Source organism: Parageobacillus caldoxylosilyticus (genome assembly GCF_019272935.1).
Classification (GTDB): Bacteria; Bacillota; Bacilli; order Bacillales; family Anoxybacillaceae; genus Saccharococcus; species Saccharococcus caldoxylosilyticus.
In genome coordinates, this window is sequence record NZ_CP040553.1 from 386,652 (window position 1) to 399,623 (window position 12,972).

The window sequence follows — 12,972 nt, forward strand, 5'->3', positions numbered from 1 at the left end:
TATATTTTTATTAATATCCGATTAGCTCAGTTATTAAATTAAATTTTCAAGAATTATCAATCTATTTCTTTGAAATCGTTTACTATTATCTCTTATAATTTTTAATAGAAAGATATTTTAGCATGAAAGGAAAGGGAAGCTTATGGAAGCGAAACAAACCGTATTTGTCAACGAATTTACGAACGGGATTTTAGATCCTAACGGCGAAATGCTCGGTCCTGTGCAAGATGGCGGGTATATTGTCGCCAATACAACTCCTGGATGCTGGGGACCGATGATCACTCCTTGTATTCGCGGCGGCCATGAAGTCACAAAACCTGTTTTCGTGGAAGGAGCAGAAGTGGGAGATGCGATCGCCATTAAAATTAAATCGATCCGCATCACTTCCATCGCTACATCCTCCGGAAATGATAAGCCAATGGAAGGAAGATTTGTCGGAGATCCTTTTGTCGCCGTGAAATGCCCACAATGCGGAACGATGTATCCAGAAACAAAAATAGAAGGAATAGGCCCGGAAGCAATTCGTTGCGCCAATTGCGGCGCGGACGTCACCCCATTTGTGTTTACGAACGGCTATACGATGGCGTTTGATTCCAATAAAAGAGTCGGCATCACGCTGCATAAAGAAGCGGCAGAACATATTGCCCAACAAGGGCGCTATTACATGGCGACGCCTGACAACTCGGTGCAAAACCCGATCGTCACTTTTGCGCCTCACGATTTAGTCGGAACCGTCGCCAGACTTCGTCCTTTCCTTGGACAGCTTGGCACAACGCCTGCGCAGCCGTTTCCGGACTCGCACAACGCAGGCGACTTCGGGCAGTTTCTGATCGACGCCCCGCATGAATACGGAATTACAAAAGAGCAGCTTGAAAACCGTACAGACGGACATATGGATATTAACCGCGTTCGGGAAGGCGCCGTTTTAATCTGCCCTGTGAAAGTGCGTGGCGGCGGCGTTTATCTCGGTGATATGCACGCCATGCAAGGAGACGGGGAAATTGCGGGACATACTACCGATGTTGCCGGCATCGTAACCCTTCAAGTCAAAGTCATCAAAGGGCTGACGATCGATGGTCCAATTCTTTTGCCTGTCGCAGAAGACCTTCCATATTTAGCAAAACCAATAACGAAAAAAGAAAAAGAGATCGCGCTTGATCTCGCGCAAACATGGGGCGTGAGAAAGCTGGAAGAATCCCTTCCGATTTCCTTTATCGGAACAGGCGCAAACCTGAACGAAGCAACGGAAAACGGTTTGCAGCGAGCAGCAAAAGTGCTAGGCATTTCCGTTCCTGAAGTGATGAACCGTGCAACGATCACGGGAGCGATCGAAATTGGCAGACATCCAGGGGTTGTAACCGTCACCTTTTTATGCCCTGTCCATTATTTGGACGAGATTGGCCTTACAACGTTAGTGCGCGATCAATATCGCGATGTTTTGGAATGAACGATATGATGAAATAGATATGTAGCGGAAAGCGATGCCCTTTGGCACAAAAACATGGCTATCGACAAAATCTTGTCGAGATCATCATTCACACTATAAAACAGCCGGCTCTCTACAGAAAGAGAGCTGGCTTAATTTTTTCAATATTGTACCCAAAAAGCGCCTTCAAACGTGACAACTTTTCGAATATGAATCCAAACCGATTACAATTGCCGCGGTTTTGTAGTATAGTGAGATTGAGAAGTATTTCACAAGACAGGAGGCGCGAGCAATGATCGTGCACGAATTGATTGGCACGGAAACCTTGTTTGCCGAGCAACTGAAGGAAGGATACTATGTGATTCGGGAAAAATACAACAAGCTGGACGTTCAGCCGCAGGACATCGATACGTTTCAGCAAATCGACTGTGGGACGGAAGAAATCGTCACCGTTGTTTTTGACCCGGGCGACGACTATTCGCTCATTTGTTTAGACACATATACATTCAAGACGAAAACCCCTTCCCTTTCCGAACTGCGGCAAACACTTGAAATAAAGCATAAAGATCTTTTTCAATAAATCCATTACTTAGGGCGTAATACGGCCTTTACCTTATATGGCAAGTACCATGAAAACCCCCTTTACTTGCCATTTTACTCCCTCAAAAAATGGCGAACAGTAATGTGTACTGTTCGCCATTTTTCGTGAAAACACATATTCTTTTATCGTCACAATGCATCATTTCACTTCCATTCTTCACTGCCGATCGTGATCCAATACTCACTTCAAGAAACCCTTAAACTACCTGCAACGCCTGCCATACATCTGCTTTCAGATCATCGATATGTTCGATTCCGACCGAGAATCTCACGAAATTAGACGGAATCCCAGCGGTCCGCATTTGCTCCTCGGTCATCACTCCTTCCCACATCGCCGCTGTGTGTACCACAAGGGAATCGACCCCGCCCAGACTCACCGCGTTTGGCGGCAGTTTCAATGCAGAAACGAACCGCTGAGTTTCTTCATAACCGCCTTTAATGGCAAAGGCAATGACTGCTCCGAACCCCCGCATCTGACGTTTTGCCAACTCATGTTGCGGATGGCTAGGAAGGCCGGGATAATATACACGCTCTACCTGTGGCTGCTGCTCCAAAAACTCAGCTAAAGCTAAGGCGTTGGCATTAATGCGTTCCATCCGTATCGGAAGCGTACGCAGACCGCGCAATAATAGCCATGCATCCATTGGCGAGAGGACAGAGCCGATGGAAATATGCGTGTGCCAAATACGCTCGGCCAACTCCTCGCTGGTGCAGATGACACCAGCTGTCAAATCATGGTGTCCACCCAAATATTTTGTTGCGCTGTGAATGACGATATCGACACCCAGATCGTGAGGACGCTGATTGATCGGCGATGCAAACGTGTTATCGGCCGCAACGATAATTCCATGCGGGCGCGCCAGCTCCGCCACAGCAGCCAAGTCCGTCAACACCAAAGTTGGATTAGCTGGCGTCTCCACCATGATGAGCTTTGTGTTAGGCCGTATCGCTTCCGCAAAAGCGTTGATGTCCGCTTGTTCGACCAGAGTCACTTCCACGCCAAATCGCGGCAGCATCTCATCCATGATCTTGGCGGTACTCATATAATGCCGCGTCTGTGCAATCACATGATCTCCTGCACTGACTAGAGCTAGAATGGTCGTAGCAATTGCCCCCATCCCGGAGCCCGTTACCATTGCGGTTTCTGTTCCTTCCAGCTCAGCCATAATCTTCGCTACGCGCTCATGCACCGGATTCCCGTAACGTGTGTAATACCGGGCATGACGGGGTGTTCCCGCCATTTCCGCAAATTCACTGGAGTTATGCGCACGAAACGTAGCTGTGTAATAAATTGCCGGAGCCACCGTTCTATCATTGGTTACCCAATCATCGCCATGCACAACCAATGTTTCGGTTCGGAGTTCTTCAAGATTCAGCTCTTCACGGTTATCACGTTTGTCCATCTACTCTCTCTCCTTTGCTTTTCTAGATACTCGGCTAGACAAGTGCTCTTGATAAAAACAAGTTGGTGCCGATCATGAAAAATCAATCTTTATGGCAAAGAATTTAACCTCATCCTGATTGTCCTGATTTCCAAAAGATTCTTACACTTCTCTCAGCGATTACATGATGAAATGATCGATGAAAAAATTTATGTATGCTAGCTTGTCTATGAACCTCTTTTTCTCTTTGCTTTTGATTTGTATGGATTTATTTTTGTAACAGACAGAACTTTTGTTTATTTCAGAACTTAATAGATATTATATATAATTTTTTTAAAAAAAGTAAACCTATCGCTTTAATAAAGTTACTAACTATAAAAGTTACTTCTCTTTTTAAATTTATATGATTTTACAAAAAATCATAACCAAATATAAAAGAGAAGGGTTTTCTGTGTTAGAACTCATACAGGTTTAAAAAAGGATTTAAAAACGTCATATACTTTAAAATGATCAGAGGAGTTCCTTTCCTTCAATCAGACTGATTAAATAGGAAAAGGAACTCCTCTTATTTTCTGCCTGCATTTTTTGTTATTTGTAATTTAGTTTTCTTCCCATGTTTACCGCAAAATTGTTAATGCCAAAAATGAATCGGCCTTGACACCATCCGTATTTCCTTATTTAATTTTCCATAATGCGTCGGTTAACGTATTTACCAGGAACGAGAGATCGCTGTCTTCTATATTCAATGGTGGCGATAATGTTAGCACATTGTTGTATCCCGCAACGGTCGTGCCGTTTTTCCCAATAATCAGGCCGTTTTCTTTGCAAATGCCAATCACTTTATTAACAAGCGAAACATCCAGAGGCTCTTTCGTGTCTTTGTCAGCTACTAGTTCAATTCCAATGAGCAAGCCTTTTCCGCGCACATCGCCAACATAAGGGTGGTCTTGCAGTTTATTTTTTAATTCATTTAACAATCGGTCGCCTGCTTCCTTCGAACGCGCAAATAAATTTTCCCTTTCCATAATTTCAATATTTTTTAATGCCAAAGCGCATGCTGCAGGATGGCCGCCAAACGTGTTAACATGACGGAAATAGTCATATTCTTCCGTTCCTTTAAACGCCTCATAAATCTCCTTTCTAACAGCGGTCGCCGATAACGGCAAGTACGCGCTTGTAATTCCTTTTGCCATCGTAATAATATCCGGCTTTACCCCATAGTTCATGAATCCAAACGGTTTGCCTGTCCGGCCAAATCCACAAATCACTTCATCGACAATTAACAAGGCGCCGTGTTTTTCGCACACTTCTTTTACGGCTTTCATATATCCTTCCGGCGGTATTAGCACTCCCCCTCCAGTGATAATCGGTTCCATGATTACCGCCGCAATAGTTTCGCTCAACTCCCATGTCATCACATCGTCGATTACTTTAACGGACCGTAAATCTCGCGGATTTTCCGCTTGATCATTGTCACGATAGCTGTCTGGAGGCGGCACATGAATAAACCCTGGCGCAAGCGGTTCATATTTATATTTCCGTTGTGCCTGTCCCGTTGCGGCAAGAGCCCCCATCGAATTTCCATGGTATGCCCGATAGCGGGAAATAATTTTATATCGGTTATACTCTCCTCTTTGTTGATGATATTGCCTTGCGATTTTAAAGGCAGTTTCATTGGCTTCAGAGCCGCTGTTGGAAAAGAAAATAACATATTCGTCCCCAAGCAGCTCATTTAATTTCTCACCAAGCTGAATGGCCGGCACATGACTTTGAGTAAGCGGAAAGTACGCAAGTTTTTTTAGCTGTTCGTAAGCTGCTTCCGCTAATTCCTCACGTCCATATCCTACATTCACACACCATAATCCCGCCATCGCATCTAAATATTTTTTTCCTGTATGGTCGGTAACCCAACATCCTTTCGCTTCTGTCACCACTAGTGTCGCATCCGGATTATACGGCTTCATCGAATGCCATATATATTGACTATCTTTCGCAAGCCATTGCTCGTTTTGATGAACCTGAACCATTTCTCTTCCCTTCTTTCTATGGTAAAGTAAACTCCCTTCCGCCTAGACTTCGTTTCAAAACGGAGGGGTTCCCGAGTAAGTAAACCTGTTCTTGCTCAGCTTAATAAAACTTCGTACAAGATGTTGTTAAAAATCGAATCGAGAAGTAATCATTTTTTTGCGTGTATAGAAGTTCACTCCATCTTTTCCGTTTACATGGAGGTCGCCATAAAACGAATCTTTCCAGCCAGAGAACGGGAAGAATGCCATCGTTGCCGGCACACCAACATTGATTCCCAACATTCCCGCATCCGCTTCTTCACGGAATTTACGGACAGCCTTCGCATCTTTCGTATAAATAGTCGCACCGTTTCCGTATCGAGATTTGCGAATATATTCAAGCGCTTCGTCCAAATCTTTGGCACGCAGCAAGCTGAGAACAGGAGCAAAAATCTCTTCTTTGGCAATCGTCATATCTGGTGTGACGTGATCAAAAATCGTTGGACCGAGGAAGTTTCCTTCTGGCATTTCATCCATTTCTTTGCGTCCGTCCCGAATGAGTGTTGCCCCTTCTTCAATCCCTTTTTGAATGTAACCTAATACTTTTTCACGATGGGATTGACGAATCACTGGAGTCAAAAGTACTTCTGGATCCATACCATTTCCGATAATAAGCTCATCTGCCTTTTGCTTTAGCAGTTTTACAAACTGATCATTGTCGCCGACAACAACAACCGCGCTGCAAGCCATACAACGCTGCCCTGCACTTCCAAAAGCGGAGCTGATCACGTGCTGCACTGCTGTCTCTACATCAGCATCAGGCATGACGATATGATGGTTTTTCGCCCCAGAAAGCGCTTGCACACGTTTTCCTCGCGCAGCTGCACGCTCATACACATACTTGGCGACAGGTTGGGAACCAACAAATGATATTGCTTTAATATCCTCGTGATCGATAAGGGCATTAACAACATCATGCGCCCCATGAACGACATTGAGCACTCCTTCCGGCGCCCCAGCCTTTGTAAACAACTCAGCTAGTTTATTGGCTAAAATTGGCGTTCTTTCAGATGGCTTTAATACAAACGTATTTCCGCAAGCAATCGCCAACGGAAACATCCAGAGAGGCACCATCATTGGAAAATTAAACGGCGTAATTCCACCGACTACTCCTAAAGGATAACGGAACATTTCCGAATCAATGCCTTCGGCGATTCCCGATAGTGACTCACCCATCATTAGCGTTGGAGCGCCCGCGGCAAATTCTACGCACTCAATTCCCCTTTGAATCTCACCATACGCTTCTTTATATGCTTTTCCGTTCTCTTGAACGATAAGCTTTGCTAATTCTTCGTGATGCTCGTTCAATAAATGATGAAAGGTAAACATAATCCGCGCCCGCTTAGGAACCGGTGTATTTTTCCATGTTTCAAATGCTTTTTTGGCCGCTTGAACGGCTCTGTCTACATCTTCCTTCGTCGAAATCGGAACCCGCGCCAATACTTCTCCTGTCGCCGGATTCGGCACTTCCAATGTTTCTGTCCCGCTTGATTCTACCCATTGTCCATTAATAAAGTTTTTCAAAATCGTTGTTTCGTTCTTTGTCACCGTCATCATAAAACCTCCTTTTTTATGTCGCGCTATTTCGAATTATTTAACTTTAAGAAAATTATCTCTTAATTTCCAATCTCCTTCATTAGACAAAATGTAAAAAATATAAATGCGTTCATTCCACAATATGACTAGGCTCCTTTGTTGAACAGCAACAAATACATAAGAAATAAAACTCCTCTACTTCTGTAGAAGAGCCTTATTTGTCATTTTGTACATATTGCGCTTCGTTATTTGGCATTAAATATTCGTATGCTTTGATCATAAATTCAATAGCTAGCCGTTTCTCCGGATTCATAAAATCGTCACCCAATAATTTTTCTAATTTTTGGATGCGATGATAAAGCGTTTGTCTAACGACAAACAATCTTTTGGCCGTTTCTTTTTTCGAGCCGTTACACTCCAAGTACACCTTTAATGTTTCCATCAGCTTTCCATTGTATTTTTGATCATATTGAATAACAGGTTCTAAATATTCCATTACCACCTCATGCAAGTCACTATATTTATGAATAAGCGAAATAATTCGATATATATGTAAATCTTCATAAAAATAGCTATTTGCTTTTTCGCCCAGCTGATTTTGGATTTTAATGGTTTCTAAAGCAGTTCGATAACTTTTGTCCATATGGGAGAGGTTTTCTACAAATTTTCCAACTGCTATGAGGAATTTCGGGATTCTTTTTTTATTCACAAAATCAGATTCCAGCAAATATTTAATCCCCATCTTCATACGACTTTTCCATGTTTTTATGTCACGCTTATTCACCATAATAAATACAACGCTGTTGCGAAAGTCAACAGGAAATGCGGAAAATCCTTGTTGTTCAAAAATAGTCCGGCACAATAATTTGAAATAAGTAATGTCTAAGTTCAAGTATTGTTTCGATGATTTGAATCTGCAAATAATGACCAATCCACCTTTTGGCCTTAATTCTGCTTCATGATCTGTTAAATAGTCGAAAATAGCTTCACTCGTATGCTCACCTTCTAACCAACCCTTTAACCATTCATGTTCTTGCGCTCGCTTTTTTTCTTCTACATATAAATCCCGCAGCAAATGTTGGGCAAGAGCAGTAGCCGTTCGATCCAAAATAAGAAGATCAAATTCACTAATTTCTTTATCGATGGAAACAATAGATAATTCCGCATATTCATTACCGAGGATTTGAATGGACTGAGAAGCTGTCTTTTGCTGTGGATGAAGTGCAGATGCAGAATCCAGCAGTTGTTGTTCTGCATCGGATCGTTTTACATATTTCGGCACTAACTCTACTTCTTTTCCATTTATCCGAAAAATGACTTGATGTCCTAAATAGTGATGCAGAAATTTTAAAATTTCATCATAATGATCAATCGACAACAATTTCTTGTTTAATTCTTGTGAATAGGACTCTAGGCTGGAGATAATTTGATAATGCTGGTTAATCAAATAAGTGTGGATATCCTGGGTGATTTCGACGAATGGAACTTCTTTGAGAAAGAGAATGATGGGAAAGTGGTGTTCGTTTGCTAAGTTAATAATCTCTTGTGGAATGGAAGAAGCATAAGTTCCCATTTCAATACATAATCCGGACGCATCACATTCAATGAGTTGTTGCACAAAAGATAGAAACAACGATTTATTTTCCTTCCATCCTACTCCAGTGGATAGAATCAGTTCTTTTCCCTTCAATAGTTTATTAATTTTTGTCACTTCCACAACGTGCACCCATTTCACCGTGCGATTCAAACCTTGATGCCCCGCTGCAATTTGAATATGTTCAAAATGTTTCCTTTTCAAAATATCGGAAACGGTTAATTTGGAAGTTTTCATACACTTCTCTTTTCCTCCTTTGTGCAACAGATAATTTGAATATAATAATAATATTCAGTATATTGTTCTTTTTTCCTTCTTAAAGCAAAAAAAGGAGTGGTTCATCACTTCACCTCGTTAGAAGTTGAATCTGATGATTTCGACGATGAAGTAGATAACCAGTATTGCTGTGATGATTCCGTAGATTAAGTTTTTTCGGGATGAAATGTGACGTCCAAAAGAGGAAGATGGCTGCTGCGATTAGGATAAAAACGATGACAACGCCTTCTCTTTCATCTTCTAGACCTCCTTCCCTTGTTTGAGAAGGAGGGAATTTTTGTGCGAAGGCGGGTAGAAAGGTGTGGAACGCAGTATCAACCGTCCGAAAGAGCGCAGACCCTTACGCGCCTAACAAGCAAAAATTATAATGAGGTGAGGCAAAGGAAGGAGCGTACTTGGGAAGGAGGCAAAAATAAAACGCATTTTTGGCCTGTTGCATTTTTTTAAAATGCAACGGCCTAAAAGCGCGCCGAGACACATTGTCGACTTTCGTGGCGATGGTAAGCCCTCGCTTTGCCGGTAAAGGGCGAGAACCTCTTCGATCTCTTGCCTGCCAGATCCGATGGAAACGGCGCCTATTCCAACGCAGCGAGCGCCATTTTTCCGAAAGAAGGAGCTTGAGGCCATAACGATTTTTGTTTTGCTTCTTCGATTCCTTTTCCCATCCAGTCAGGAAAGAATTTAATATCCCCACCGGCGACAAAAACTTTCTCACCTGCACCTGTAAGGATAACTGTTTTCACAGCAGCATTAGCTTTTATTTCATCGACTGCATGAGACAATTGCATCCATTACATTGACAGGAGGATTGTCGATGGTGATTATAGTAATACTATTTAATATTGACCAAAAAACGACTTGTTTATTTTTCATCGGCTTCCCTCCTCAAGTTCATTCCTGCGGCCGTACTGGTTTCGCAAAATATACTTTTGGACCTTTCCGGATGGAGTGCGCGGTAATTCTTCAACAAAAACGACTTTTTTCGGTTTCTTATAGCTGGCAAGATACTTTTTGCAATACTCTATCACTTCCTCCTCCGTCAACTTGGCCCCTTCTTTCCTTACAATGACCGCACATACGGCTTCAATGTATTTCGGGTCGGGAATGCCGATGATTGCCACTTCCTTAACTGCCTCATGCCGATAAAGTACATCTTCAATTTCAGCTGCGTATATATTTTCACCGCCGCTACGGATCATATCTTTTTTCCGGCCGGCAATCGATAAATACCCATCATGGTCAAACTTCCCCAAATCCCCTGTTTTGCACCAACCATTTACGAACGTTTTTTTCGTTTCATCTGGCTTCCTCCAATATCCGACGGAAACCGCCGGGCTTTTGATCGCGATTTCCCCGATTTCTCCAGTTGGTAAAGGTGTTCCGTCGTCATCGATGATCATTATTTCAGTCAGCGGCATCGGTTTTCCAACGGTATGTCCTTTCAAAAGTGCATCTTCTGGGTCAAGGGCAGCGGCAATTGGGGTTCCCTCTGTCAACCCATACACTTGGACAACGCCGAGATGCGGAAATTTTTGTTTTAGTGTCTCTAAAGCCCATGGCATGAGCGGGTCGCCTCCGGTGTAGATTATTCTTAAATGTTTCAACTGATACTGATCAAGTGCGGGTGAGTTGAGCATTTCATAAATCATAAAAGTGAGTTGAGCATTTCATAAATCATAAAAGGAAATAAAAAGCAGTCGGTCGCTTTTTCTTTTTCGATAACAGAAAGAATTCTCTCAATCTTAAAACCTTTGCTTTTCGTTATGATAACCGTTCCGCCCATCATCAAAATAGGGAGAGCGAGATCTTCCATCGCTCCGACATGATAGAGCGGCCCTGTCGTCATCCCAATTTCCTGTCCTGTAAATTTCCACTTCATCGACTGCATGGCACAAAACCAAAACGTCGTTTCATGCGTCCAGATGGCTCCTTTAGGTCTTCCCGTTGTCCCCGAAGTATACATAAGCATGAGTGGGTCGCTTAATTTAATATGATCGGTCTTTACCTCGTCTGGATCACCGCTATTTAAAATAGCCCAACTTTCCGCCCAAGGTGGAATGTCTGCTTCGTTATTTGATAGACATATGTAGCGTTCAACCTGAACTTGATCCTTAACTTCTTTAACATGAGTTGCCAAAGTTGAATGGAAGCATAATATTTTCGTCCCCGAATCATTTAGAGCATATTCCAATTCAGCACTTGCAAGGCGAAAGTTTAGACGAACAGCTATTGCTCCAAGTTTGGCTGCGGCAAAATAAAGACCAAAATATTCAAGGCAGTTGTAAAGTAAAATCCCTATCCGATCACCTTTTTGTATTCCCAGTTCACGAAGCTTATTTGCATAGGCATTCGAAACCAGATGGAGTTCCTTATATGTCCATGATCTTCCGGATTCTTCTTTTATGGCTATTTTTTCATTATTACTCACATTAGCGTCATTGGCCATTCGTCTTGTCAGAAAACCCAAATCCAATGAAACCCCTCCTTTAAATATAAAACGTATGCAAAATATATGCGATCCTTCTCATTTCGCATCACAAAAAATGTGTTCATTCAATACATCTTCTATTTTCATCTCCTTTCTTGGTACTGGCACTTACATAAAAAGCAAGATTTGTGCCAACTATTATTTTATTTAATAATTCTGAATATATTGTATATTAAAGAGGGGGAGTTTCTAGATTTTCAGAAAGATGCCATCAAAAAGTCCTAAACACTCATAAAAAATTGCCTTGGAAGCTTATCTCAATGAAAATTCGAAATAAAGATTTTGAGTTTCTTCTATTTTTATCCATAACGAGTGTTTTTTAATCCACTTTTTTGCATTCACGATGTCCGAAAAACGAGACGAGATGTTTCCTCCTCTTATATGTATGAATGAACCTCTCCCACCTACACTCCGCTAAGAGGTGGGAGTTTCTTACCACCCGTCCGAAGAAGGTTGTCTTCTTTGGCTCAATGCATGCATCGGAAGTCTTCCCAGCCGATTCGGTAAGCAACATCGGCTTTTCGACCGGTGGGGCGGTCCAACCCTTCTACTACTTCTTGCTTACGCAATCCGTAGATACGTCAGCTTCGTTTGTACGTTCCAGTGTTTGAAGGCGCCGTGCAGCGCCTTGCTTAAGATATTTCGCGCTCCATGAACGTCCGGATGCTCCTTGTACCCACACCGGCACACAAACTGTCGAGAAGATACTTTTTTTCTCTTTTGGCAGACAGGACGCGTCTGGCTGGTATATGACTCTTTGATTTCATGCAAGCGAGTGCCATGTTGGGCCAGCTTATAAGCGAGATACTGCTTTACTTTCCCGAATGACCAATTCGAGAGTCTCTGTGCTTGTTTCCGGCTGGCCCGTTTTCACAAAACGCGCCGATGGTGTGACTTCCCCAAGATCGACTCCGGCGGAGGAACCCGGTTTGTACGCTGTTGCTTTTTGCCCATCCTCATGCGTCACGGCCAAATAAAGACCTTGATCCCAGCAGCATTCGATTTCTTTGATGTTCCCTTTGACAGATGCGACGCATACACGACAATCGGCTTTTCCCGTTTTCCGTGATGAATACCCATGGAGAGTTCGATTTTTCCGTTTTCGTAAACCTTGAAACCGTCTTTCGCCCATTTCGTTGGGAAGTACTTCTTTTTCTTGTAGGGATAGCGGGCAGGATGTCCTTGTTGGATCGCGTGGTGTGCGGCTTGTCTTGCGAAGAGGTATTGGTGGCAGACTGCTTGAATCGTTTCGCTGTGGAGATGGAACTTCCTTTTCGTTTGTTTTTGCAGCTTGCTTTTGGTGATCCAACCCCCATGCTGGAGGAAGTGTTCTTTGGCTAAGTGGAGGCATTCATTCCAAACACGGGCGGATTCCCGATTGCAGGCGTACAAGCGATCCAAATCCGCTCTCATTGCCTGAAAGAACACTTTTTATCCACGAAGCATGAGCATTTCCTTTTTCTTTGTTTGATGGATGGCCTGGTTATAGCACGTATGTTCGTTTTTGGGAATCAAAAATTTCCCGATTCATCTCCCTCCTTCACTCCGTTTAGAGGAAGGGAGACTTCTCGGGAAAAATGTTAAATTTGCAACAAGTACGATCC

General features: G+C 42.9%; 11 protein-coding genes and 1 pseudogene. 3 read left to right on the top strand and 9 right to left on the bottom strand.

Going from position 1 to position 12,972, the window contains the following annotated elements; all coding sequences use genetic code 11:
* The first annotated feature begins 142 nt into the window (after positions 1-142).
* On the top strand, positions 143-1,447 hold the full coding sequence (locus tag BV455_RS02015; RefSeq protein WP_218687698.1) for an acetamidase/formamidase family protein: 1,305 nt from the start codon (positions 143-145) through the stop codon (positions 1,445-1,447).
* Positions 1,448-1,718: 271 nt separating this feature from the next.
* On the top strand, positions 1,719-2,006 hold the full coding sequence (locus BV455_RS02020; RefSeq protein WP_042411371.1) for a hypothetical protein: 288 nt from the start codon (positions 1,719-1,721) through the stop codon (positions 2,004-2,006).
* A gap of 217 nt (positions 2,007-2,223) precedes the next feature.
* Here BV455_RS02020 and BV455_RS02025 read toward each other — a convergent pair whose 3' ends face one another.
* The 9 genes and pseudogenes from BV455_RS02025 to BV455_RS20220 form a co-directional block, all read right to left on the bottom strand.
* Positions 2,224-3,429: a trans-sulfuration enzyme family protein gene (locus BV455_RS02025; RefSeq protein WP_042411373.1), complete on the bottom strand. Its 1,206-nt coding sequence runs from the start codon at positions 3,427-3,429 to the stop codon at positions 2,224-2,226.
* Positions 3,430-4,082: 653 nt separating this feature from the next.
* A complete protein-coding gene (locus BV455_RS02030; protein WP_017437714.1) occupies positions 4,083-5,435 on the bottom strand; it encodes an aspartate aminotransferase family protein in 1,353 nt (450 codons plus the stop codon).
* A 126-nt stretch (positions 5,436-5,561) separates the two neighbouring features.
* Complete coding sequence (locus BV455_RS02035; protein ID WP_061579453.1) at positions 5,562-7,028, bottom strand: CoA-acylating methylmalonate-semialdehyde dehydrogenase; 1,467 nt, start codon at positions 7,026-7,028, stop codon at positions 5,562-5,564.
* Between the two features lie 196 nt (positions 7,029-7,224).
* Positions 7,225-8,841 (bottom strand): PucR family transcriptional regulator, encoded by a 1,617-nt coding sequence (locus tag BV455_RS02040; RefSeq protein ID WP_218687699.1) that lies wholly within the window; start codon positions 8,839-8,841, stop codon positions 7,225-7,227.
* 650 nt (positions 8,842-9,491) lie between these two features.
* Positions 9,492-9,753 (bottom strand): annotated as a pseudogene (locus tag BV455_RS20750) (enoyl-CoA hydratase/isomerase family protein); the annotation flags it as partial.
* A complete protein-coding gene (locus tag BV455_RS20205; RefSeq protein WP_342393769.1) occupies positions 9,750-10,529 on the bottom strand; it encodes a class I adenylate-forming enzyme family protein in 780 nt (259 codons plus the stop codon). The pseudogene BV455_RS20750 and the gene BV455_RS20205, both read right to left, overlap by 4 nt.
* Positions 10,526-11,353, bottom strand: coding sequence for an AMP-binding protein (locus BV455_RS20210; RefSeq protein WP_245005328.1), 828 nt, complete (start codon positions 11,351-11,353; stop codon positions 10,526-10,528). The genes BV455_RS20205 and BV455_RS20210 overlap by 4 nt, the downstream gene beginning before the upstream one ends.
* A gap of 576 nt (positions 11,354-11,929) precedes the next feature.
* Positions 11,930-12,139: a zinc ribbon domain-containing protein gene (locus tag BV455_RS20215; protein WP_071997981.1), complete on the bottom strand. Its 210-nt coding sequence runs from the start codon at positions 12,137-12,139 to the stop codon at positions 11,930-11,932.
* A 22-nt stretch (positions 12,140-12,161) separates the two neighbouring features.
* Complete coding sequence (locus BV455_RS20220; RefSeq protein ID WP_245005329.1) at positions 12,162-12,500, bottom strand: hypothetical protein; 339 nt, start codon at positions 12,498-12,500, stop codon at positions 12,162-12,164.
* A 53-nt stretch (positions 12,501-12,553) separates the two neighbouring features.
* On the opposite strand from BV455_RS20220, the gene BV455_RS20225 reads away from it, so the two are divergent.
* On the top strand, positions 12,554-12,709 hold the full coding sequence (locus tag BV455_RS20225) for a hypothetical protein (RefSeq protein WP_245005330.1): 156 nt from the start codon (positions 12,554-12,556) through the stop codon (positions 12,707-12,709).
* The last annotated feature ends 263 nt before the right edge of the window (positions 12,710-12,972 follow it).

Coding starts and splice junctions, on each gene's coding strand:
- BV455_RS20205 (WP_342393769.1), bottom strand. CDS start 10,529: ATGATTTATGAAATGCTCAACTCACCCGCACTTGATCAGTATCAGTTG.
- BV455_RS20220 (WP_245005329.1), bottom strand. CDS start 12,500: ATGGGCGAAAGACGGTTTCAAGGTTTACGAAAACGGAAAAATCGAACT.
- BV455_RS02020 (WP_042411371.1), top strand. CDS start 1,719: ATGATCGTGCACGAATTGATTGGCACGGAAACCTTGTTTGCCGAGCAA.
- BV455_RS02015 (WP_218687698.1), top strand. CDS start 143: ATGGAAGCGAAACAAACCGTATTTGTCAACGAATTTACGAACGGGATT.
- BV455_RS02025 (WP_042411373.1), bottom strand. CDS start 3,429: ATGGACAAACGTGATAACCGTGAAGAGCTGAATCTTGAAGAACTCCGA.
- BV455_RS02040 (WP_218687699.1), bottom strand. CDS start 8,841: ATGAAAACTTCCAAATTAACCGTTTCCGATATTTTGAAAAGGAAACAT.
- BV455_RS02035 (WP_061579453.1), bottom strand. CDS start 7,028: ATGACGGTGACAAAGAACGAAACAACGATTTTGAAAAACTTTATTAAT.
- BV455_RS02030 (WP_017437714.1), bottom strand. CDS start 5,435: ATGGTTCAGGTTCATCAAAACGAGCAATGGCTTGCGAAAGATAGTCAA.